23 protein-coding genes and 1 pseudogene are annotated in these 22,196 nt (G+C 69.2%); 15 read left to right on the forward strand and 9 right to left on the reverse strand.

Annotation, left to right across the window (positions count from 1 at the left end; translation table 11 throughout):
* Window positions 1-205: 205 nt before the first annotated feature.
* On the reverse strand, window positions 206-1,234 hold the full coding sequence (locus tag C1I95_RS02530) for a LacI family DNA-binding transcriptional regulator (RefSeq protein WP_267900685.1): 1,029 nt from the start codon (window positions 1,232-1,234) through the stop codon (window positions 206-208).
* A 565-nt stretch (window positions 1,235-1,799) separates the two neighbouring features.
* Between C1I95_RS02530 and C1I95_RS02535 the strand changes: the two genes are divergently transcribed.
* The 3 genes from C1I95_RS02535 (at window position 1,800) to C1I95_RS02550 (ending at window position 4,555) form a co-directional block, all read left to right on the forward strand.
* Window positions 1,800-2,747 carry an NADP-dependent oxidoreductase gene (locus C1I95_RS02535; RefSeq protein ID WP_111212116.1) on the forward strand — a complete coding sequence of 316 codons (948 nt, stop codon included), beginning with the start codon at window positions 1,800-1,802 and terminating at the stop codon, window positions 2,745-2,747.
* A 256-nt stretch (window positions 2,748-3,003) separates the two neighbouring features.
* Entirely contained in the window at window positions 3,004-3,531 is a 528-nt protein-coding gene (locus C1I95_RS02545; protein ID WP_111212118.1) for a CGNR zinc finger domain-containing protein, read from the forward strand.
* A 76-nt stretch (window positions 3,532-3,607) separates the two neighbouring features.
* Window positions 3,608-4,555, forward strand: coding sequence for an aminoglycoside phosphotransferase family protein (locus C1I95_RS02550; protein WP_233513332.1), 948 nt, complete (start codon window positions 3,608-3,610; stop codon window positions 4,553-4,555).
* 34 nt (window positions 4,556-4,589) lie between these two features.
* On the opposite strand, the gene C1I95_RS02555 is transcribed toward C1I95_RS02550, so the two are convergent.
* A complete protein-coding gene (locus C1I95_RS02555) occupies window positions 4,590-5,966 on the reverse strand; it encodes a transaminase (protein ID WP_111212119.1) in 1,377 nt (458 codons plus the stop codon).
* A 191-nt stretch (window positions 5,967-6,157) separates the two neighbouring features.
* Here C1I95_RS02555 and C1I95_RS02560 point away from each other — a divergent pair, with 191 nt between their 5' ends.
* Window positions 6,158-6,619 (forward strand): hypothetical protein, encoded by a 462-nt coding sequence (locus C1I95_RS02560; protein WP_111212120.1) that lies wholly within the window; start codon window positions 6,158-6,160, stop codon window positions 6,617-6,619.
* Here the strand turns inward: C1I95_RS02560 and C1I95_RS02565 are convergent.
* The gene (locus C1I95_RS02565; RefSeq protein ID WP_111212162.1) at window positions 6,616-7,395 is read right to left on the reverse strand and encodes a phosphodiesterase; all 780 of its coding nucleotides are present in this window, start codon (window positions 7,393-7,395) and stop codon (window positions 6,616-6,618) included. The two genes, C1I95_RS02560 and C1I95_RS02565, sit on opposite strands and share 4 nt — an antisense overlap.
* A gap of 110 nt (window positions 7,396-7,505) precedes the next feature.
* Between C1I95_RS02565 and C1I95_RS02570 the strand changes: the two genes are divergently transcribed.
* Both C1I95_RS02570 and C1I95_RS34715 read left to right on the forward strand, forming a co-directional pair.
* The gene (locus tag C1I95_RS02570) at window positions 7,506-8,087 is read left to right on the forward strand and encodes a hypothetical protein (protein WP_146605616.1); all 582 of its coding nucleotides are present in this window, start codon (window positions 7,506-7,508) and stop codon (window positions 8,085-8,087) included.
* Between the two features lie 370 nt (window positions 8,088-8,457).
* Complete coding sequence (locus C1I95_RS34715) at window positions 8,458-8,967, forward strand: hypothetical protein (RefSeq protein WP_146605617.1); 510 nt, start codon at window positions 8,458-8,460, stop codon at window positions 8,965-8,967.
* Between the two features lie 192 nt (window positions 8,968-9,159).
* On the opposite strand, the gene C1I95_RS02580 is transcribed toward C1I95_RS34715, so the two are convergent.
* Window positions 9,160-9,759, reverse strand: a complete 600-nt coding sequence (locus C1I95_RS02580) for a hypothetical protein (protein WP_111212123.1) — start codon at window positions 9,757-9,759, stop codon at window positions 9,160-9,162.
* Between the two features lie 186 nt (window positions 9,760-9,945).
* On the opposite strand from C1I95_RS02580, the gene C1I95_RS02585 reads away from it, so the two are divergent.
* Window positions 9,946-11,172, forward strand: coding sequence for a trypsin-like serine peptidase (locus tag C1I95_RS02585; RefSeq protein WP_111212124.1), 1,227 nt, complete (start codon window positions 9,946-9,948; stop codon window positions 11,170-11,172).
* Window positions 11,173-11,374: 202 nt separating this feature from the next.
* On the opposite strand, the gene C1I95_RS02590 is transcribed toward C1I95_RS02585, so the two are convergent.
* Entirely contained in the window at window positions 11,375-11,944 is a 570-nt protein-coding gene (locus tag C1I95_RS02590) for a TetR/AcrR family transcriptional regulator (RefSeq protein WP_199523574.1), read from the reverse strand.
* A gap of 111 nt (window positions 11,945-12,055) precedes the next feature.
* Here C1I95_RS02590 and C1I95_RS02595 point away from each other — a divergent pair, with 111 nt between their 5' ends.
* A complete protein-coding gene (locus C1I95_RS02595; RefSeq protein WP_111212126.1) occupies window positions 12,056-12,985 on the forward strand; it encodes an SDR family NAD(P)-dependent oxidoreductase in 930 nt (309 codons plus the stop codon).
* Here C1I95_RS02595 and C1I95_RS02600 read toward each other — a convergent pair.
* Window positions 12,977-13,582, reverse strand: a complete 606-nt coding sequence (locus C1I95_RS02600; RefSeq protein WP_111212127.1) for a YdeI/OmpD-associated family protein — start codon at window positions 13,580-13,582, stop codon at window positions 12,977-12,979. The two genes, C1I95_RS02595 and C1I95_RS02600, sit on opposite strands and share 9 nt — an antisense overlap.
* 509 nt (window positions 13,583-14,091) lie before the next feature.
* On the opposite strand from C1I95_RS02600, the gene C1I95_RS02605 reads away from it, so the two are divergent.
* Together C1I95_RS02605 and cpt are read left to right on the forward strand one after the other, a co-directional pair.
* Window positions 14,092-14,379 carry a hypothetical protein gene (locus C1I95_RS02605; protein WP_111212128.1) on the forward strand — a complete coding sequence of 96 codons (288 nt, stop codon included), beginning with the start codon at window positions 14,092-14,094 and terminating at the stop codon, window positions 14,377-14,379.
* 272 nt (window positions 14,380-14,651) lie between these two features.
* The gene (gene cpt, locus C1I95_RS02610) at window positions 14,652-15,179 is read left to right on the forward strand and encodes a chloramphenicol phosphotransferase CPT (RefSeq protein WP_199523575.1); all 528 of its coding nucleotides are present in this window, start codon (window positions 14,652-14,654) and stop codon (window positions 15,177-15,179) included.
* A 194-nt stretch (window positions 15,180-15,373) separates the two neighbouring features.
* Here cpt and C1I95_RS02615 read toward each other — a convergent pair whose 3' ends face one another.
* Both C1I95_RS02615 and C1I95_RS02620 read right to left on the reverse strand, forming a co-directional pair.
* On the reverse strand, window positions 15,374-15,601 hold the full coding sequence (locus C1I95_RS02615; RefSeq protein WP_111212129.1) for a hypothetical protein: 228 nt from the start codon (window positions 15,599-15,601) through the stop codon (window positions 15,374-15,376).
* A gap of 208 nt (window positions 15,602-15,809) precedes the next feature.
* Window positions 15,810-16,493 carry an alpha/beta fold hydrolase gene (locus C1I95_RS02620; protein WP_111212130.1) on the reverse strand — a complete coding sequence of 228 codons (684 nt, stop codon included), beginning with the start codon at window positions 16,491-16,493 and terminating at the stop codon, window positions 15,810-15,812.
* A gap of 149 nt (window positions 16,494-16,642) precedes the next feature.
* Here C1I95_RS02620 and C1I95_RS02625 point away from each other — a divergent pair.
* From C1I95_RS02625 to C1I95_RS02640, 4 genes and pseudogenes are all read left to right on the forward strand, one after another.
* Window positions 16,643-16,864 (forward strand): annotated as a pseudogene (locus C1I95_RS02625) (mycothiol transferase); the annotation flags it as partial.
* A gap of 76 nt (window positions 16,865-16,940) precedes the next feature.
* Window positions 16,941-17,924, forward strand: a complete 984-nt coding sequence (locus tag C1I95_RS02630) for a hypothetical protein (protein WP_146605618.1) — start codon at window positions 16,941-16,943, stop codon at window positions 17,922-17,924.
* Between the two features lie 105 nt (window positions 17,925-18,029).
* Complete coding sequence (locus C1I95_RS02635) at window positions 18,030-18,674, forward strand: DNA alkylation repair protein (RefSeq protein WP_111212164.1); 645 nt, start codon at window positions 18,030-18,032, stop codon at window positions 18,672-18,674.
* 176 nt (window positions 18,675-18,850) lie between these two features.
* Window positions 18,851-19,951, forward strand: a complete 1,101-nt coding sequence (locus C1I95_RS02640) for a hypothetical protein (RefSeq protein WP_146605619.1) — start codon at window positions 18,851-18,853, stop codon at window positions 19,949-19,951.
* 204 nt (window positions 19,952-20,155) lie between these two features.
* Here the strand turns inward: C1I95_RS02640 and C1I95_RS02645 are convergent, their stop codons facing one another.
* The gene (locus C1I95_RS02645) at window positions 20,156-21,154 is read right to left on the reverse strand and encodes a hypothetical protein (protein WP_111212133.1); all 999 of its coding nucleotides are present in this window, start codon (window positions 21,152-21,154) and stop codon (window positions 20,156-20,158) included.
* A 426-nt stretch (window positions 21,155-21,580) separates the two neighbouring features.
* On the opposite strand from C1I95_RS02645, the gene C1I95_RS02650 reads away from it, so the two are divergent.
* A complete protein-coding gene (locus C1I95_RS02650; RefSeq protein ID WP_438941274.1) occupies window positions 21,581-22,048 on the forward strand; it encodes a cyclic-phosphate processing receiver domain-containing protein in 468 nt (155 codons plus the stop codon).
* The last annotated feature ends 148 nt before the right edge of the window (window positions 22,049-22,196 follow it).

A 22,196-nucleotide genomic window follows, 5' to 3' on the forward strand; every position in this document is an offset into this window, starting at 1 on the left:
GACACCCACCAGGTATCGATGGGAGTGAGCGATAACAGTGGGGGACCGCATCGTGGCTCCTCCAAGCAAGCGGGCGCGAGGCCAAAGAGGGATTCCGCCCTGTTGTGAGCGGAGTCACGCACGATGTTAGCGTTAACTAGAGCGCCGTCAAGACTTGGCGAAGAGATTGTTTCCGGAAGGTTGCGTAGGGGCCCCTGCGGACGTGCTACGGGCGCCGACTGGACGTACTGTTACGAATTACCAGCTCAGGGGGGATAACGGACGAAACGCCGCCCGCCTCGCCGCCCTCGACCTCGCCCAGCAGGAACTCGATGCTGCGCCGCCCGACCTCGCGGAACGGCTGGCTGACGGTGGTCAGCGGCGGCGTCACGAACGCCCCCTCGGGGATGTCGTCGAAGCCCACCACGCTGACGTCCTCCGGCACCCGCACCCCGGCGTCGAGCAGCGCCCGCAGCACGCCCAGGGCCATCGAGTCGTTCGCCGCGAACACCGCCGTCGCCCGGCGATCCCGGGCCAGCTTCTGACCGGCCAGGTAGCCGGACTTGGCGCTCCAGTCACCGACGAGTTCCCGAGGCACCATCCGGCCGCTCTCCTCGAGTGCGGCCACCCACCCGTCGACGCGCCCGTTCGCCTCGCTCCAGTCCGACGGACCCCGCACGTGGTGAACGGTCTCGTGGCCGAGGGACAGCAGGTACTCGGTGACCATCCGGGCACCCAGCACCTGGTCGACCGAGACACTCGTGACACTCGGCAGCGCGTTCTCGACGGCGATCACCGGGATGTCGGTGGGCAGCGCCCGGACGAACGCCATCGCCTCGGCGGCCTGCGGCGCGATCAGGACCAGCCCCTCCACCGACTGGTGGACGAGGCGCTGCACCGCCTGGGTCGCCGCCGCGGCGGTGGGCCGGCGCAGGCTCGCCACGCTGACCGCGTACCCCGCTTCCTCGGTGGCCTGCACGATGCCGTTGAGCATCGACGCCGGCCCGTACAGCGTGGTGTCGAAACAGACCACGCCGAGCGTCTGCGAACGCCGGGTGACCAGGCTCCGCGCGGCGCTGTTACGCCGGTAACCGAGCTGCTTGATGGCCAGCAGGACCCGCTCGCGGGTTTCCGGGCGCACCGACTCGGGCTCGTTGAGGACGCGGGACACGGTCATGTGCGACACGCCCGCCAGCCGCGCGACATCCCCCATGACCGGCAAACGCCGACTCTTTGCCACGCTCACGTCGACCATGCTTCCCCTCGTCCCGGGCGGACCAGGACCTGGGGCCCTTCCCGCACCGCCGCCGCATTCGCCTCGCCCGCCCTGGCCAGCGGAAACGGTGCCGGCACCAGCGGGGTCACGTAGTTCTGCCGGCACGCGGCCAATTCGATCGCACGAGGGAGAACCTCGCCCATCCGCCGGGACCCTACCAGCGTTGATACCGCCCGGCGGGCCAGGCGAGCGGTGGTGGTCGTCCGGTCGCTGCCGACATCGGCGACCGAGCGGAGCGGGCGAGAGCGCAACGCCACCCTCACGGTCGACTCGACCACTGAACTCCTCCAGCTCATGCGTCCGGTAACGCTAACATACGAACTGGGGACTGCGATGCTTGGCTTTGTGTGGTAATGACCGTCTGCGGCGCCCATCGAGCGCCCTGGAAGGGTTGTTTCCCGCCCCCGGGCACCGAGAGGTGCACGCCAAGGCGGGCCGCACCGGATCAGACCCCGGCATCACCGGCAATCTGGGATTATCCAGGCAGCGCCTTTCCGCTGCGCGGCACCACACCGCTGCCGCCGCCACCTCCTGAAGGAGTGTCATGCGTGCTCTGCATGTCCCGGCCGCTGGTGAACAGCCCCGGCTGGCCGAGCTGCCGGTTCCGGCACCCGGTGAGGGTCAGGTGCTGGTCCGGGTCCAGGCCGCCGGCCTCAACGCCATCGACACCAGCATCGCCAGCGGAACGATGGCGCAGATGATGCCGCACGCGTACCCCCTGATCCTGGGTCGCGACGCAGCCGGCGTGGTCGAGGCTGTCGGCGCGGGGGTCGACGACCTGACTCCTGGCCAGGAGGTGTTCGGGCATGTCCTGCTGGCCCCACCGATCCAGGCCGGCACCCTGGCCGACGACGCGCTGCTGTCCGCGGCCGCCGTCTCACCCCGGCCGGCCGGGCTCGATGTCGTCACCGCCGCCGCGCTGCCCCTCGCCGGTGCCGCCGCCAGCGCGGCCGTCGACGCGGTCAAGCCGCAGCCGAGAGAGACCGTGCTGGTCGTCGGCGCCAGCGGCGGCGTCGGCTCGTTCGCCGTCCAGATGCTGGCCTCGCGCGGAGTCACGGTGCTGGCCACCGGCACCGCGGCCGACACCGAGCGGTTGACCGGTCTCGGCGCGGCCACCGTGATCGACTACACCCCGGCGTCGGTGGTCGACCAGATTCGAGCCGCCTACCCCGACGGCATCGACGCCGTGATCGACCTGGTCGCCCGCGGCACGGACCAACTCCCCCTGTCGGTGCTCCGCAGCGGCGGCCGGGTGGCCAGTTCGCTCGGCGCGGTCGACGACGATGCCCTCGGCGCCGCCGGCCTGACCGGTACCAACATCAAGGCCAGGCCGACCCGCGAGGTGTTGTCCGCCCTCGCCGAGCAGGCGCTCGCCGGCACCCTCACGGTCGACATCGACACCGTCGTGCCGCTGGAGCAGGCCGCCGACGGCCTGAACACCCTTGCCAACCGGCACACCAGCGGCAAGATCGTCGTCAAGGTCAGCGACTGACGACCCGGCGGCGCGGATCCCTCCCGCTGCCGCCCGAGGACGACGCCGATCATCGGCTCAGTGAACCGGTGCGGTTCCGGTGTCGGTGGGGCCGGTCTCGACCAGGGTTCCGGCGGTTCGACCGGCGCGGATCCGCCACCGGCCGCAGTGGCAGGACTGATAGTGCAGGGTTCCTTCGCTCGTCCGATGCCGGGACCGGGTCCGCCAGACGTGCCCATCGCTGTCGCTCATGTCCACAGCCTGCTGTAATGGCATTGTGCATCTCAACCCTTACGGCGCGGACCCGGTACGGCTCGCCGTCGACCTGGCCAACGACCCGCCCCGGTCGGTGGCGGAGCTGGCCCGCCGGTGCCAGGCCGCCGGGGTGGTGATGGACATGCCGGTACGAGACGACGACCTCCCGGTCACCCGCCGGCTGATCGAGGAGTGGTCGGAGATCGTCGACGCCGCCTCGGCGAACGAGCGGGCGGGGCTGCTCAACCGGATGCTGGCCAGCGCGTCGACGTACCCCCGGCTCACCGATCACGCGGACGGACACTGGCACCTGCACTACCGCGACGACGGTGTGTCGTTGTCGGCGGTGCTCCGCGCGCTGGTCAGCGTCGGCACCGCGCTGCACCTGACCAACCGGGGGATGGACCGGCTGGGCCGGTGTGCCCTGGACGGGTGCCGGACGATCTACGCCGACCTGTCCCGCAACGGCCGGCAGCGCTACTGCTCTCCCCCGTGCGCCAACCGCGACGCGGTACGCCGGCACCGCGCCCGCAGCAGCCCGAAGCGTTGAGCCAGGCACCGGAAGAGGCTTGCGCGTGCACGCCTCGACGACGGCACGGGGAAGCACTGGGCCGGCGGAAAATGCGATGCGATCCCGTACCGGGGCGGTCGATGCTCACCCGGTGGTGACGATGCACTCCAACCAGCTCGACGTGACGGTTGACGTGGTGAGGGCCCTGGTGGCCGAGCAGTTTCCCGCCTGGGCGGATCTGCCGGTCGAGGCGGTGGCCGCGCACGGAACGGTCAACGCGCTGTTCCGCCTCGGCGACCGGCTGGCAGCCCGGTTCCCGCTCGAACCAGGAGAGGTGGCGGGGAAACGGCGGTGGCTGGAAACCGAAGCGGCGGCGGCCCGCGAGTTGTTCGGGCGGACCCGGTTCCCGACTCCCGAACCCCTCGCCCTGGGGGAGCCCGGCCACGGATATCCGCTCCCCTGGTCGGTCCAGACCTGGCTGCCGGGCACGGTGGCCACGGAGGCAGACCCGGGTGGGTCACGGTCCTTCGCTGGTGATCTTGCCGAGTTCATCGGCGATGTACGGGCCATCGCCACCCGTGGCCGTGCCTTCGCCGGATCAGGCCGCGGCGGCGAGCTGACCGCCCACGACGAGTGGGTGGAGGTCTGCTTCTCGCGCAGCGAGCGACTGTTGGACGTGCCACGACTGCGGCGGATGTGGACAGTCCTGCGGGCAACGCCCCGACCCGACCGCCGGGACGTGATGACCCACGGCGACCTGATCCCGGGCAACGTCCTCGTTGCCGACGGGCGGCTGGCCGGGGTGATCGATGTCGGCGGGCTCGGACCGGCCGATCCCGCACTGGACCTGGTCGGCGCCTGGCACCTGCTCGAAGCCGGCCCGAGACAGGTGTTCCGCGAGCAGTTGGGATGCGACGACCACGAATGGGAACGCGGCAAGGGCTGGGCTTTCGTCCAGGCGATGGGGGTGGTCTGGTACTACGTCGAGAGCAACCCGGTGATGGCCACCGTCGGACGCCGCACGCTGGACCGCCTGCTGGAAGCGGTGGCCGCGACCCGCTGAGGGCCACGCCGGCGTGGCCCTCACGGCGCGCCGCTCAGCCCAGCAGCTCGCCGAGCGCGTCGGCGAAGACCTCGTGGTGCCGGGCGACGTCCTCGACGGTGGTCTGCGGGCACATCAACGCCATGTTGTGGAACGGCGTCATCAGGATGCCCCGGTTGATCAGGTAGACGTGCAGATAATCCTCCAGGCCGGCGTCGGCGCAGCGGGCTGACTCGGTACCGGTGCGCGGCGCCGGAGCGGCGAAGCGGTACTCCACCCGCGCGCCGAGCTGGCTCACCGACCACGGCAGCGCGTACTCCTCGAAGACCTTGCCGATGCCGTCGGCGAAGACGGTCGCCACGTCGATCATGCCGGCGAACGCGTCGTCGGTGAGCACCTCCTGCAGGGTGGCCCGGGTGGCCGCGATCGACACCGGGTTGCCGGCGAGGGTGCCTCCCACCCCGCCCATGTCGACCAGGTCGAGGTCCGTTCGACCGGTCAACGCGCCGGCCAGGTCGGCGGACAGCCCGTACGCGCCGACCGGGATCCCACCGCCGATGGCCTTGCCGATGGTGACCACGTCCGGCGCCAGGCCCCACGCGGCGGTCGCGCCGCCCGGCCCGGCGGAGAACGTGTGAGTCTCGTCGTTGATGAGGTACGTGCCGTGCTGCCGGGTGAGCGTGCGGACCCCGTCGAGGTAACCGGGTTCGGGCAGCACGATGCCGATGTTGGTCAGGGCCGGTTCCATCAGCACCGCGGCGACATCGCCGTGGGCGAGTTCGCGGGCCAGCCCGTCGAGGTCGTTGAACTCGGCGACCCGGCTGGTCACGGTCACGTCGCAGGGGGCGCCGACGTTGCCCTCCCGGCTTCGCGGGCGGCCGTCCGGCCCGACCACGATCAGGGATTCGTCCACCGAGCCGTGGTAGCAGTAGCTGTTGACCAGGATGCGCGGACGGCCGGTGACGGCGCGCAGCAACCGGATCGCCCACCGGTTGGCGTCGGTGGCGGTGAGCGTGAAACTCCAGGCGGGAAGCCCGAAGCGGCGGCTCAGCTCGGCCCCGACCGTCGCCGCCTCCTCGGTGGGCAGCATGGTGGCCGCTCCGCCGAGGTCGGCCAGCCGCCGGGTGACCGCGGCGACCACCGGAGCCGGGGAGTGCCCGGCCATCGCCCCGGTGTCACCGAGGCAGAAGTCGAGGTAGTCGTTTCCGTCGATGTCGGTGAGCCGGGCCCCACGGGCCCGGTCCACGTACACCGGGAAACCGGCCGCGTTCTTGTTCATCCAGGTCATCGGCACCTTGCCGAACAGGTGCCCGGCGCCGGCGTACGCGGCGGCCGACCGGGGGTGCCGGTCGACGAACGCAGCCCGCTCCCGGTCCAGCAGCCCGGCAAGGCGGGAGCGGTCGATGCTGTCAGCTTCGAAATCCGTCGACATCGGGCGACAGTACCAACGAGATGAGCGTCCAACTAGTGGCTGCGCGACTGATTCCTGCCCGGTAGGCGGCTGCGCCTTCAGCTCTCGCGGCTTCGCGCGGCAGCCCCCGACCAGTGCCGACCGGGCCCGACGAGCCGGGAGTGCCGCGGCCCCGGAGCCCGTGCGGACCGAGGGGCGGTAGCGTCGGCGTCGTGACGTTCTGGGTTCACTACGTGGTGCCGCCCGGCGCGGCTCACGACGGAATGGCCTTGCCCACCGGAGACGAGGTCATCGGTTTCGCACAGACCGTCGACACCGGTGCGGGTGATCGAACCGTCGACTTCTCCATCCTCGCGGTCGGCAACGGGTACCAGATCGCCACGGATATCGACTGCACCGCACTGCTGCGCGGACACGCCGAAGAGGTCGCCGCCGCCCAGGCAGTGGATGCTTGGGTTCTCGATCTCGCCTCCCGCGCGATCCGAATCCACGAGCTGCTGCTACACCGGTGGCACGACGTCTGTTCGGAGTCCCATCGGTCGTCCACCGAGGTGCTGGAACGATGGCTGACAGCTCATGACCCGGCCGGAGATTACTGGGCGTCGCTCGGCCAGACCTCGAAGCCGGACAGGAGGCAGGTTCCGGCCGAATCGCTCGGGTCCCCTCCGGCCTAGAAACCGCCGAGCACTCCGGCGGCGTGGCTGGCGGGCATGGAGTGTGTGATGCAGCTGCCGTCCAAAAGTTGGTGCAGCAGATAACCGGTGGGCTCAGCGAGATAACCGGGCGGCTGCGCGTCATGCAGGCGAAGCGCGCTTTGGCGGTAGGTGCTCGGTGCGATGGTCACCGTGGTCCCGGCGAAGGGCACGAAGATCACCCGATGGACGTGACCGGCCAGGACCCGGGCGACGTGCCGGTGCCGCGAGATGACTTCGGCCAGGGCAGCCCCATCGTCGAGGCGCATGCCGTCGAGAAACGGGATGCCCACGGGAACCGGAGGATGGTGCAGGCAGACGAACGCGGGCACGTCGGACCGGCGGGCCAGCATGCCGTCCAGCCACCCAAGCTGCTCGTCACCGAGCAGCCCCGCCGGGCTGTCGGAGCGGCGCGAGTCGAGCACGATGATGGACGCCGCGGGGTAGTCGACGCGGTATCTGGTTGCGGCGGTGCCACCAAGAAACGGCGAGCCGCCGAAGGTCGCCAGCAGGGCCTCAGGGTCGTCGTGGTTGCCGGTCGTCAGGTGGATCGGTATGGGGAAGCCTTCGGTGAGGGTACGAAGATCCGGATAGGCGCCGGCGTGCCCGTACTCGCACAAGTCACCGGTGATGACCACGCAGTCCGGTCGCGGTTGCCGGGCAATGATCCACGCCAACACGTGATGCAGGTTGGCAGCCGGCTCACCCGCCAACGGGCCGGTACGGATATGAGGGTCGCTCACATGGGCGATGAGCATGGCCACTCCCTTCCACCTTGGACAAGGCAGCCTTTCCGGCGTTGCCGCGTGCTGGAACGATGACGCGATGGGCAGCCGTCGTCGCCGGCGGGGTGCGAGAGGAGCCCGTAATGATCGATCTGTCGGCGGATCCGCCGCCACCCAGCTCGGAGACGCCACGAATGCCGCGGCGGCAAATGCTGCTCGCCGCCCTTTGCGGACTAATCGGAGGCGCGGGCGGCGCCTGGACGATCGTGTCGCTCGCCGGACCCGCCGGCCGGAACCAGGCCGCAGACAGCATCGCAGCGGTCGAGCCGGCTGACGGGTCCGGGGCGTTCGTCGACCTGGCAACGGTCGGGCCAACCGTGACGGTGTCCATCGGCCGGTCCGGGCGCTATGCCGTCACCGTCGGGGCCACCATCGCCTACGGTTCATCGGACGACGGCGTCCTGTCACAGGGGGGAGCCATGTCGTTCGAAGCGACCGGCGCCAACCAGATTCCGCCCAGCCTCGACCGCGCGGCCAGGTCGTTTCTGTCGCTCAGCGGCATAGACGTCCCGTTCAGCGTGACGCAACCCTTTGCCTCCACGACCGTGCTCGCCGATCTTCGTCCGGGCCGGACGACGTTCACGGCGAAGTATCGCGCCGAGGGCGGCTCGCCCGTGCCGGTCTTCTTCAGCGATCGCACCATCCTCGTCACGCCGCTCGCCTGACGGCCGCCGGCCAGGTCACGGATCTCGAGCGGCTGGCCGGCGCCATCGCCCGCCGTCCCGGCCGGCGCGGGCCAGCCCACCCTGTTCACGACCCGACCCAACGCGCGAGCCGTCGCCGGAGGTAGACCTACCCGAGCCAGAGGCTCCTGCCGCCTTCTGGCTGCCTCGCTGCCTGACGTCTCGCTGACAAGCTCCAACCGGGGCTACGCGTCAGGCAGCTGGCGCGTTCGGGATCGTTCGGAACCGTTCGGAATCGTTGCCCGGATGACCACCCCTGCTCATGATGAGTGAGTTCGCGGACAAGGTAGCTCTGACGTCCTGGCGAACCTATTTGATTCACCCGATTGCGATGATGTAGGCGGAGGTGCCAGTGAAGAGAGCGATTGCCATCGCTGCGGTAGTTCTCACCATTCTCGTGGGCGGGCAAAGTCAAGCCCTGGCCGCGACTTTCGCAAGGCCCTTCGAGGACAATATAGCCACCTTCACCTATGATTCAGGCGGCGACGCCTGTTCAGAGGCCTGGGCTCTCGTTCCGACCATTGGATGGGTCATGACCGCCAAGGGCTGCTTCAACAAGTACGGCGACATCTGGCGAATTCAAGACGGCTTCGCAGATGGAAGCCAGACCTTCATCTACTGGGAAAACTGGCTGAAAGACGGCTCCACGTGGAGGCCATACCGTCACGGCGAGTGCAACAACAACCTGGGTGCCCCCAGCTGGGGCAGCTGCAACAAGGATTACTACGAGTCCTCCAGCACCAACTACTACGGCGACAAAGGCAGCAGAATTCGCTTCCAAACTTGTCGTCGGGCGCCGCTGGACAACGTATGCACCCCTGGCAGCATCGACGCGGCGCCCTGGATCCACAACAACGCCTGATCCTCGATCCAGGCCTGTCCCGCTTTCGGCTCTGTCTCCATCCCTATTGGAGGCAGAGCCGCCGGCGACTACGCTGACCGAATGGCGGCTATCTCGCCCGCCTCCGCAGCCGCCAGCGAGGCATGGCACGAGAATCCCGAACCGGGAAGTGGCCTTTCACCCTCAGTCGCATGAGCATGAACTGAGGAAGGTCTAGCCGGCCCGGACGCATGATTGATCCCACCGAGTGTGCTTGAGCGCCACGGGGAACGACACCTGACCGAACCGATCGTCAGCGGTTTGAATCAATATCCGAAGCCCAACGGGTCCGGCAGGGACGCCCGTGGCACAGTCCAAAGTCGCCGTGACGTCGACCGTCAACCACTCGCCGGGCTTGATCCACCGCTGATTCTCTAGCGCCCGCAGGGTGACCCCCTGCTCATCCCCCTTCAAGTCCTGGACGTTGACCAACCGCGGGCCCGTGTTCACGACCGTCATCTGCCCGTCGACACGCAACCGCTGTCCTTCAACGACAGCCGTCATCGGACCTACCGTGTCGGCGAGCACCAACACCGACGCGGTCGATGTCTCCGCCCGCTCATGCTGCGTGAGGTCCCAGTTGCGCATACCGACGCCACCAATCACGCCGCCCAGGAGCAACACGCCCAGCGCGGCCAGGGCCAGCACCCGGGCGGATACATCAAACCGCCGCCACCAGTACCGCCGCCACCAGTACCGCGGTCGATCGCCGGACCGGGGCGGGCGCTCGCCGATCATGCCCAGGTCGATCAGCGGCTCCTTGTGCGCTTCCACCCGAGCACTGTAGCGATTCACGACGCCCTCAACCGCTTCGGCGACTCCCGCACCGCAAGCGGTGGTGCAACGCGGCGCCGCCGGCGTCCGCCGCACGACAGACATTGATTGTCTTGCATGTCTCGTTCGGGTTCGTGTATGAAGACTTAGGACTCGTTAAGTTCTGGTTCCTGGGGAGGAGCGACGATGAAACATGCCCTGCGGCGCCTGCGAACGGTGGCGGTCACGCTCGGCGCCTGCACACTTGGGCTGAGCCTGCTGTCGGCGCCCGCCGAGGCGTACTCGGTTCAACCTCTCGCGCCGCACTCCGACCGGGCACCCGAGTCGGATCAGTTCACGGCCGAGGGCGTGACGACAGTCGGTGAACTTCGCACCGTCGACGGCTCGTTGTCGTACGCCCGCAACAGCCGGACCCAGATCATCCGTCACCCTGGCGCCACCTACGTCAAGGTTCACTTCAGCTCGCTGCGGCTGGCCCCCGGCGAGTACGTCACCGTGTCGAGCCCGGACGGCCGGGAGAGCCACCGGTACGACCGCAACCTGAACAGGGCGACCGGCTCGGACTACACCACCGACGGCCAGCCGGGCTTCTGGGCGATGTCGGTGGAGGGCGACACCGCAGTGGTGACGCTGCACAGCAGCCGCCTCTCCCGTGGCAGCGCCGCGACCATCGACCGGTTCTGGCGCGGCTACGACCGCACGGAGATCACGCAGCACAACTTCTCCACGCAGTCGGTCTGTAGCACGGACGCCCGCCGCGACGTGGTCTGCTACCAGAGCAGCCACCCCACCGAATTCGCCCGCAGCAACGCGGTGGCGCGGCTGCTGATCAGCGGCGGCGGCATGTGCACCACCTGGCGGGTCGGCAACACCAACCGCATGCTGACCAACAAGCACTGCTTCTCGACGCAGGCTGCGGTCAGCGGCAGCGAGATGCAGTTCAACTACCAGTGCGCCACCTGCGGCGGCGCGAACCCCGGTCCCGGCACCAAGGTGAGCGGTGCCACGCTCTACCGGGTGAGCAGTGGTGGCTCCAACCAACTGGACTACACCCTGTACTCGGTGAACAACTTCGCCGCCATCCAGGGATTCGGCACGCTCTACCTGGCGACGACCGCCACCACCACCGGCGCGCAGATGTACATCCCCGGGCACGGCGACGGCAACCCGAAGCGCTTGTCGATCTTCGAAGACTCCCAGAACGGCGCGAGATGCACCGTACGGAACGCGAACTACAACACCTGGAACATCAGCTACAGCTGTGACACCTCCGGCGGCAACTCGGGCTCGCCGGTGCTGAACAGCAGCCACCGGGTGATCGCCCTGCACCACCTTGGCGGCTGCCCGTCCAACCAGGGCGCGAAGGCGCACCTCATCTACAACGAGATCGCCAGTCTGATCGACAACGGCTGACGACGACGGGCCGGGTGGGGGCGTGCTCCGCGTCCCCACCCAGACGATGAGTTCAGCTGTCGAGCAGGGACAGCTGACCTCCCCCCGGCAACCGGTGCGCCAGGCGACAACCTCGCCTGACTGCGGCTACTGAGGATGCTGGCTGCGGTCATCGGACGGATGGAGCGACAGGCGCCGAGTCGACGCCGTGCGCCACCAGCCGCTAGGCGCGCAGTCCACGCAGCAGGATGTCGATATACCGGTCGGTGCCGGTGCCGCCACCGACCCGGACCGTGTGCTGCAACCCGCAGAACAGCGCCTGGAGGTTCCCGGCGGTGATCTCCGGGCGGATCACTCCGGTGGCACGGGCCCGCTCCAGCAGCCGCTCCACGGCGGCGGTCAGTGCCTCACCCAGTTCCCTGGTTTCCGGCCGGGCGGCATCGGGCTCGGCCAGCACGGCGGCGAGCGCCGGGTCAGCGCGCTGGTGTTCCAGTGCCGCCCGGAGCAGTCTGGCCAACTCGGCGGCGACATCCGGCCCGACGGCCGCCCGCTCGGCCACATCGACCAGCAGGGCGAACCGCTCGGCGGCCAACGCCTCCAGCAGCGCCTGCCGGCTGGGGAAGTGCCGGTAGACGGTGCCGACGCCGACCCCGGCCGCCTTGGCGATGGCGTTCATCGGCAGCTCCAGGTCACCGGCGGCCAACCGCTCCCGGGCTGCCCGCAGCATCCGGGCACGCACCCGGGCCGAGTCCGCGCGCAGGGGCTCGGCGTTGGTGGGGGGCACGGTGGGCACAGCACGAGGATAATCCATCCGCCCGCGAGCGGATATTCTATCCGCTCGCCTGCTAAGGTCGATCCACCCACAGCGGATAGGCTATCCGCTCCGGCTCACCGGAGGTGTCCCATGCCTGTTTCCTGGACGTTCGACGAGATCCCCGACCAGAGCGGCCGTACGGCTGTCGTCACCGGCGCGAGCAGCGGGCTCGGCCTGATCGCGGCCGAACAGCTCGCCGCCCGGGGCGCGACCGTGATCATGGCCGTCCGTGACCTGGCCAAGGGCGAGCGGGCCCGCGCCGGAATGGCCGGCGACTTGACGGTACGCCGGCTCGACCTGGCCGACCTCGACTCGGTCCGCGAGTTCGCCGCCGAGTTGCGCGCCGAGGGCCGGCAGGTCGACCTGCTGCTCAACAACGCCGGGGTCGGGAAGGGGCACGGGCACTCCGCCCAGGGGTACGAGCCCGTCTTCGCCACCAATCACCTAGGCCCGTTCGCCCTGACCGGCCTGCTGTTGGAGCTCTTCCGGCCCGAGCGGGACCCGAGGGTGGTCACCGTCGGCTCCGGCTTCTACCGACTGCTACGCGGCGGCCCCGACCTGGACAACCTGGCCGGCGGCCCGACCAGTGCCCCAGGCGTGCCGTACATCCGGTCGAAGCAGGCCAACGCCCTCTTCGGCGCCGAGCTGGATCGCCGGCTACGCCGCGCCGGCAGCCCGGTACGCAGCTTCCTCGCGCACCCCGGCATGGCCCGGACACCGATGAACCGGCGGTACGACACTGCGGCGGAGTGGGCGGTGACCCGAATCGGTGGTCTCCTGCTCGCCCGCAGTCCCCAGCGCGGGACCATCCCGCTCCTCTACGCCGCCACCGCCCCGACCGCCGAAACCGGCGTCTTCCTCGGCCCGTCCCTGCTCAGGTGGGAGAGCCGGGTGTACGCCCGCCCGATCGTCGCCCCCGCCGACGATCGGGCTCTCGCGGGGCGGCTCTGGCAGGTCTCCGAGGCCGCGACCGGCGTGCGCTACCTCGGCGATACGCCGGCCGAATCCCGGTTACGGTGAGTTCGGAGGCTGGGCCTTCTGCGGGTAGATCGTCTCGTGGCGGGCCAGCATGGCAACGAACTCGCTGATCTTCCGCTCGCGGGTCTGTGTCCGTTTGACGGCGTTGACGCGGTGGATCAGGGCGAACCTGTTGGTCTTGGTGAGTACGTCGAACATGGCCTGGGCGGCGGGGTCGGCGGTGATGGCGGCGAGGAGGTCGGCCGGCACCTCGGCTTCCGAGGGTGGGGCGTAGGCGGCAGCCCACCGCCCGTCCGCCTTCGCGGCTTCCACCGCGGCGCGGCCTGGGGGCAGCATTCGCCCCTCCGCCTCCAGCCGGGCCACGTGCGTGACGTTGCGCTGTGACCAGGAACTGCGGGGCCTGCGAGGGGTGAACCGGATCCAGGAGGTTTCCTGATCCCGTTTGCGGGCCTGCCCGTCGATCCAGCCGAAGCACAGGCCCTCGTCGACCGCATGCTGCCAGGTCAGGGTCGTGACTGTGCCGCCCTTTCTGGTCAGGGCGAGCCAGACGCCGGGCGACGTGGCGTGGTTGGCCGACAACCATTCGCGCAGCGCCTCCGCGTCCGCGACGATCAACTCATCCAGTTCGGCGTTCGCCATGACAGCAGGCTAACCGCTGCGTCGTAGCCGCTGCCTCTGCCTGTTGGCCAGCCCCGACTCGCCGGGCTGCCGGCGCGCCGATCGTTCGGCGTCAGGGGCAGAACCTCGATCCTCGGGGCGATCTCGCCGTCAGGGCGGCATGTCGGACTCCTGGTGCCCGTGCCGCGTGCGGCGAGCGTCGTCCACGACCACGGGTCCCTCTCGGTGACTCGGCCGGCACCGTGGGTCGGCGGACGTGGTCGAGGCCGACAGCGAGTGACACGCCGTGCTGCGGGCCGGGTCGGCCAGCATGGCCATCCGAGATCGCCCCGGGCGCAGCTCCCACCCGGGTACGCGGAGGTCCACCTGTCGGAGGACGCGGGCGGCCGGACTCACCCGCCTGGTGTACGCGGCGGTCAGGTCGTGGGCCGACGACCAGAGCCCGTCCTCGGCGCAGCATGTAACGCATCGATCATCGACGGACGCCCACGGCCGGACACCCGGCCCGGGGCGCGTGGGAGGAGAACCCGATGCGCAAACAATCGCTGCGGCAGCGACTGGCCCGGACAGTCGTGGTGGTCACCCTGGTGGCCAGTGGCCTGGGCACGACGGCCGGGGCTGCCCACGCCGCCCCCGTTCCCGCCGTCAGCGCGGCGGTGAGTGCCGCGCCGGTCACGCTGGCCGCAGCGGGTGGCTGGGGACTCCAAGGTGTCTTCCCCGACCCGATCACCTGCCACATCGCCGGAATCGCCTCCGGGCGGGAGTACGTCTGCGTCTGGTACGTCCTCGCCTGGGCCCTGAACGTCTGGCAGGACTAGTGAGCCCCGCGTCGTCGCTTCCCTCGAACAGAGAGCCCGGGTCCCGGCCCGCGATCACGGGGTCGAGACACGGACATCAACGGTGTGCTGCGCCACCTGATCGAGCGCCGACGCCTCGGGCTGCTATGGACGACGAGAACTGACCCAACCCGCAAGCCAGTGTCGCCCGGTCCGCGATGGCGGACCGGGCGACACCCGTCAGCCGTACCGAGGACCCTCGCCGCCGCAGATACCCAGGAACACTTGCAGGTCCCGGGCCGTACCGTGACCACATGCCCACGCAAGTGATCGTGCTCAACGGCGGGGCGAGCGCAGGAAAGTCGGGAATCGTCCGCTGTCTGCAGGCGATCCTGCCGGATCCGTGGCTTGCCACTGGGGTCGACCGGCTTATCGAGGCGATGCCCGCAACCATGCGTTCGCCGGAGAGCATCGACTTCGCAGCAGACGGCACCGTCATCGTCGGGCCGGAGTTCGGCCAGCTCCAGGACGCTTGGATGGCCGGGGTCGCGGTGACTGCTGGGGCCGGTGCCCGGGTCATCATCGATGACGTCTTCCTCGGCGGCGCTGGATCTCAGCAGCGGTGGCGGGCCGTACTCGAAGGCCTGGACGTGGTGTGGGTCGGCGTCCGCTGCGATGCGGAGGTCGCCGCCGGTCGGGAGATCGCCCGTGGCGACCGGGTTCGAGGGATGGCCGCCGCCCAGGCCGAAATGGTCCACCGGGGCGTGGTGTACGACGTGGAGGTCGACACCACGTACACCGAGTCGATCGTGTGCGCCCAAGCAATCGCGGCGCGGCTGTAGAGGGCCGAACGTGCCGTGCAGGGCAGCCGTCGTCGATGCATGGACGAGAAAGGACGGCTGAAACGCCGGTCGCTGTTCACCTGCGTCTCCCCCGGCCAGTGTCCATTGCCTTCGCGAGGTCGGTCCATGGTTCGGCGAGGACTCACGCGTACGACGATGACCATCGGCATCTGGCACCGCCGACAAGGCGCGCTCTACCGGCGCCGATTGCGGGGATGCTTCTTCGCCGTCCGCTCGTTGCCGTGTTTGTAGTTGCCGGTGATGCGCGCCATCAACTCCTGAGGATCTCCGCTGCCCACGTCGATCAGGAACCGGGCCGCAGCGGCGCCCCGAAGCACAGCGGCAGGGCGGCCGTGATGGAGCACCTCCACGTCCCCATTCTTGCGGAGGCGATAGGTGAATCCCTCAGGTGCACCGGACATCGCCGTATCGTCCTCGCGGGCGGATCCGCACGCGACCGATTTACGCCGCGTGCCGGGCCGCCTCGGTCGTAGCACCGGACGGCGGCGGCATCCTCAGCTGGCCGCTCGGTCGCGCTGTGGCTGGTCGAAGCGGCGGGTTGGCGCGGCACGATCTCAGCGAGTTGGCCCGGCTTCCTGACCGCGCGAGTTTCAGCCTGGGCGAGGTACCTCAGCCCCGGGCGTACCGCCGCAGGATGTCCGCCAGTTCCTTCGGGCGGCTGAGCGCGACGCAATGACCCGCGACGATCTCGTCGGCGGTGATGCCCAGGCGCTCGACCACCTGCCGACGCATGAAGTCCGGCGGGAAGAAGCGGTCCTGCGTGCACAGCACGAACCGGGTCGGCACGTCCGGCAACGCATTGAGCGGCCATGGCGCCTGCATGGCCGCGGCCGACGGGTGGTTTCGCTCCTTGCTCATCGCCTCTTCGGCCAACGCCCGCGGCACATCGTGATAGAAGGACGCGTACGGGTCGTCGTTGCCGGTCAGGCCGCCGTCACGGGCCGCCTGTTCCCGTACCGCAGTGCGGTAGTCGGTGTTGGCCCACCAGTCGTCGGGTGTCTCGCCCGGCGCCGGGATCATCCCGGCCACGAAGACCAACGCGTCAACCGGAAGCCGGTCGGCGACCAGCGGTGCGGTGAACCCGCCGAACGACTGCCCCGCCACGACCAGGTTCGTCCGGTCGCCGACGGCCGCCACCACCGCGTCGGCGTAGTCGGTCAGCTGCGCTGTATCGTCGTCGGCTGGCAGGTCGGGAGCCACCACGTCGTGCCCGTGCGCTCGCAGTTCGGCCGCCACCAGGTGCCAGTACCAGCCGACGTCACCCGCTCCATGTATCAGCACGAAGGTACTCATCAGCCGGAGTCTAGGCACCGGCCGGCCGAAGACAGTGGCAGCCGTACCGTGAATGTCGCACCCTCGCCGGGCGCTGCGCACGCCGACCGTGCCGCCGTGCGCGGCCACGGCCGGCCCCAGGGCGGCGCCGGATCGGGTATTTCGGCGAGGTGTTCGACCGTCCCTTTCCCGAACCCGTCGCGGGCCTTGACGAAGACGCGGAGCCGAACAGGGACATGTGGGCCTCAGCCGACGAGTCCCGCGATGACATCATCGGCCGGTGGCACCGAGTGCGGGCACACGCCGACGCCACGATCGAAACGTTCCCGATCGACGCGCCCGGCTGGGTGCGGTGGTGGCAACACACGCCGGTGGCGCTGCATCTCGTGCTCGCGCTCGTGCTCGTGCTCGCCGAGATGAACTGGCACGCCGGGCACGCCGACATCGTGCGGCCCTACAGTGGGCATCGTGATCTTCGCCTGGTGGATGGTCGCTGTCCGGTACCGCCGTGCGATCTTCGTGCTGGCAGTGCTGGGCCTGGCAGCGGTCGTCGCTGTCGGCACGCTGTCGCCGAGGGAACCGACCGGCTTGATTCTCGGCCTGTTCGTCGCGATGGTGGTACTTCTCGTGCTGCTGATGCTGGTGGTCCGGGTCGCCCGGCGGCGTGTTCCCACCGGTCTGGAGGTCACCGGCGGCGCGTTCCGGTCCCCGCGGCCCTCCTTCTTCCTGGGCTTGGTCCTGCCGCACCTGTGCGCGATCGCTATTTTCGTTCTTCCGGGTTCGTGGACGGCACGGTACGAGCACGTCGTCGACCCCAATTGGCTGCTGGTCGTTGCACTGAGCGCCGCGCCGATCGGGCTCTACCTGCCAGGTCTCTGGCGCGGAGTCGGGGTGATCCTGACTCCGGACGGCATCCGCTCGGATCGCTACCTCGGCACGCTGACGATTCCCTGGGATGCCCTGGCCGACGTCCAGCCGGTCCAACCCGCTGACGCTCGGGGCGAGGTTCGGCTCACCTACACCCGTCCGGAGCTGCTCCGACGCACCGGCCTTCTGCCGCATCGGGACCGGATCTACTTCGAGGGCACCGACCGTGACCTGATCGCCGACGCCGTCGCTCATTACGCCGCGCATCCCGCCGCCCGTTCGACCATCGGCAGCCACACCGGCTACGAAAATCTCCAACAGCTACATGCCGACGCCACCCCGGCACGCCGGCATGCACCCGAGCCGATACCGTCCCGATGGAAGATCTCCGGATCGTTCCTCATCGCCGCCCTCGCCACCGTGGCGGCGGCCCGGCCGCCTGCGGCGCTGACCGGCTCCCGGATCATGATCGGTCTTATCGGCCTTCTCTGCTTCCTCGGCGCGGCCGCGAATCTGTACACGCGATCCACGACCCGAAAGCAGAGCAGGCGTCCGGTCCTGCCGAATAGCGGACAGTGGTCTTGACCATGCGCTTGCTGATCGCCTGGTTGACCGTGGTTTCCTCGTAGGCTGCATCTGGCACGTGATGGACAGGAGGCTGAGGTGACTGCGACGACGGTGGCCGAGGTGATGGCCGAGCTGGCCGCGCTCGAGGACCCGAAGACACGCGAGGTGAACGAGAAACTCGGTGACGATCACGGTGTGAACCTCAGCAAGCTGCGCGCGCTCGCGAAGCGGCTGAAGACGCAGCAGGAACTCGCGAGCCAGCTCTGGAAGACGGATGACGCCGCAGCGAGACTGCTGGCGATGCTGATCTGCCGCCCGAAGGCGTTCGAGCGTGACGAGTTGGACGCCATGCTGCGCGAGGCGCGCACACCTAAGCTGCACGACTGGCTGGTGAACTACGTGGTGAAAAAGAACCCGTACTCCGAAGAACTGCGCCTGGCCTGGTCCGCCGATTCGGATCCGGTGGTCGCGAGTGCCGGTTGGGCGCTGACCACCGAACGCGTGGCCAAGACGCCCGAGGGCCTCGATCTCGCAGGAGTGCTCGACGTCATCGAGGCGGAGATGAGAAACGCGCCGGATCGCCTGCAGTGGGCGATGAACCAATGCCTGGCTCAGATCGGGATCGACCACGCCGAGCATCGCGCCCGTGCAATTGACATCGGCGAGCGCCTGGAGGTGCTCAAGGACTACCCGACTTCCCCGGGCTGCACGTCTCCGTTCGCACCCATCTGGATCAACGAGATGGTGCGCCGACAGCACGACACGTAGGAAGGTGCGTGCCCGCGCTCGTGCTGCCACCCTGACGACCCGCCGATCGCGGCGGTGTTGCGAGATCCTGCGCCGGGCTGCGGCCTTTTGCGGGTGGCGTCTTTGAGGCAGAAGCCATCCGTGCTGAGGCCTTCGGGCTCGCCGAAGAGGTCACCGCGCTGTGGCAGGATGCGCGGGTGCCGATCATCCCTCGTCTTGTGGAGTCCTTCCGTGTGCCGGCGAACGCTCCTCGCGTAGCTGGTACCGCCAGCACCACGGACACCCCCGACGTCCAGCGGTGGCCGCACCGCCGGCTCGTCGTGATCCGCCGCGACGACGAACTGCTGGCGTACGACCTGGCCCGGATGACAGCCGGCGACGGCGCTCCCGCCGCCCGGTTTCCTGCGCCGTGGCCACGCGGAGCGGGCGGGATCGATGCGGTCAGCCCCACCCTCGACCTTGCCGTCTTCAGCGGTCAGCACGCGCTCCACGCGGTGGACGCGGCAGGCGCGCTGCGCTGGGAGGTGCGGCATGCGTGCTGGGCGCCTACCTGCCTGTCGCACCACGACTCCTACCAGGAGTACGCCGACTGCCGCGAGCACCGCTACCCCGATTCGGGCTCCTGCTGGATCAGTGCGGACGGCTCAACCGCATGGGTTCACGTGCGCACACCGCTGCCTGATGATCCCGAGTCGGAACTCGACGAGGAATGGCTCGTGCTCGACACCGCCGATGGCCGTGTCCTGGGACGGGCATCAACCGGCACCGCCGCCGCTGGCTCCTACCATGTCCCTCACCCAGCGCCCAGCCAGATGGGCCTCAGCGTCGGAGAGGGTCAGGACGGTGTGCCGCTGCTGTGGGGCCGATGGGACGGCACTCGACTCACCGTCACCCGCATCGGCGATGACGACCGGAGCCTGGTCGACGTCAGCCCCTGCGGGACGCAGTTCCTCACGATCACCCACTGGGGACAGGAGCCGGCGATCCATCGACTTCCCGATGGCGCGGTGACCCACGGCATCGCCGCCGACGCTTGGCCTCGAACGCCGCCAGACGCCGAGGAAGAGCTCTTCTGGGGCGATCAGTGCGGCTTCGTCAACAGTCACACGGTCATTGCGAGCACCATCGATAGCCAAGAGCAGTCACGACACTGGCTGATCGACACTGCGTCCGGGAACATCCTCGGCCAGGTGCAGTATCCGAAGCCTGTCTCGGAAGACCCGATGGCGCTCGGCGACGGCACCTGGCTCACCTGCAGCGAAGACCCCTTCCGACTCCTCATGTGGAGTCTCCAATGACCTGCTTCCGACCTCACGGTCAGGAGGGCCGAGGAGGATGACCATCGTCGACCCGGGAGCTTCGTCGGCTCGTGATGAGCCTCGCGGGGAGGTGCTTGCGACCCCTGCCTGGTGCGCGCCCATCCGCATGAGCGTGCGTGCATCCCGGGGCGAACTGAAGCCGCGGTTGGCATGTTTCTCAGACAGCCCGTGGGCCTGCTCGCTCTATGCCTCGTAAGGGTCCCAGTGGGTGCCGTAGCACAGCAGCGAGCGGGCCAGGTCCGGGTGCGCCGCGGCCCATCGGGTGTCGAAGAGGAACCACTGGTCGAACCCGAAGAAGCTGTCGATGTAGCGCGCTACCTGCGCGATGTGGGGGTCCCGCCGGGTCAGCGACTCGGCGGGCGGCTCCGGGAGCAGCAACTGCAGCATCTCGCGGTGGATCGTGCCGTGCTCGGGTACCCGGTCGATGCCGGCGGGCGACGGGGCATATCCGGGCAGCCGGGCGTAGCGCTCCAGTGCCAAGCCGATGTCGTCCTCCCCGGGGGCGACCAAGGCGCGCAGCAGCCGGGCGTCGTGCGGCCAGCGGTCGGCGCAGGGGGCGCCGATGCCACGCAGTCCGGCGGCGAGGTCCGGCAGGGTCAGACCGGGGAAGACGATGGCGCCGGCCAGGTCCAGGTTCCGGTAGGTGTCAGGCGATTCCCAGCACAGGCGGACCGAGAAGACGGACTCCGGCCCGGACGGGACCAGCCGGACAATACGGGCCGGTACTCCATGGTTGAAGACCGCATCGGTCGCGGCGACGTCGGTGGGTAGCGGCCACGTGTCGTGCAGCAGGAACGCAAGTCGGTCAGGCGACGCGGCAGCAGCGTCGTCGTCGACGAAGTAGTAGGCGAGGTCGACCTCGTCATCGTCGGTACGCACCCGCAGCGCGTGTTCACCGAGCCGGATGAAGGTGCCGTCGTCGTCACCCTCCACCCACAGATACTCGTTCAGCAGTTCACGGAGCTCGTCAACGGTCTGTGGCCGGGGCAGGTTCCGCTCCCGGGCCTCCTCGAAGATCGAATCCAAGCCGTAGACGTTGCCACCCAGCTCGCTGTCGATCCACTCGCACGGATCCTCGTGGTCCCAGCCGCGGCCGAACCAGTCCAGCACGGTCGCGTCGGGCACGGTAACCACCCGCTTGCTGAACGGCGACTCCTCCCGCCACCGGCACACAAAGTACACACCGCTGACTCTAAGCAAACCACCCGACAGAGTGCGTACCACAGCGACCGGTCACGACCAACCCGGGAGCTGGGCCGACAGCCGCCGCGTCCGCACGAGCCGGACCGTTCAGGTGTCCGGGCTCGCCGTTCGGCATCAGGCGGACGCATCCCGCATTTCCGCCCGGCACCTGCACGACACCCGAGACCATCGCATCGCGCGCCTCCGCAGCGGCCCCGCTCGTAAGTCCCCAGGCGATAACGTTGTGCGGCCGTCGTGCGTGAGTGGAACCACGTCGACCCAGGCGAACGGTGCCGAGCCACCGCCGGGCCGGCGCCGCAACTCGCCACTACCAGGATCTGGAGCACGGCGACCCGCTCGCCTGCGAAGCGCGATCGGCGGCAATCCGGATGGCGGATCATGAGGATGCCGGGACATGATCATCGCGTGGATGCTCCCCGAACGATCGTTCTGGTCGATGACCTCCGTTCGTTCTTGGATGGCCGCAACGCCGAGGTGGCCCGGACGAGCACTGCCGGAGTCGAGCTTCTCAATCGGTACCGGGACGGGCACCTGGACGAGCTGTGGCTGGACCACGACTTGGGCGGGGACGACACGATCTGGCCGATGGTAGAGATCCTGGAACAGGCCGCCTTCGAGAAGCACCCCTTCGACATCGGCGTCATCAATGTCCACTCCGCCAACCCAGTCGGCGCCGCGAAGATCGCCCAGGTCCTGCGGCACTGGGGCTATCGCGTCCACGTCGCGTCGGGCTCCACGGACGTCGGCTACCTCGACGGCCCCACAGTGAGGCTGACCGAATCGAACGACCGGGCGGGGCGGCCATCACGCTCGGACGGCGGCATGTCCGTACACTCGATCTTGGGCAGACCGATTGTCGAGATGACCAGTTGAGGGTCTCCAGTCAAGCGGTGTCAGGGGGCTGCCTCGTCGGCGTGAGGTGACCTGGGTGGTGTCAGTTTGGGGTGCTGGCTGACGGGACCGTCTGGTAGGTCGGTCAAGGTGGCCGCTGCCACGCCGCGGCGTGCGGTGAACGCCTGCG

This window comes from Micromonospora craterilacus, from assembly GCF_003236315.1.
GTDB classification, from domain to species: domain Bacteria; phylum Actinomycetota; class Actinomycetes; order Mycobacteriales; family Micromonosporaceae; genus Micromonospora; species Micromonospora craterilacus.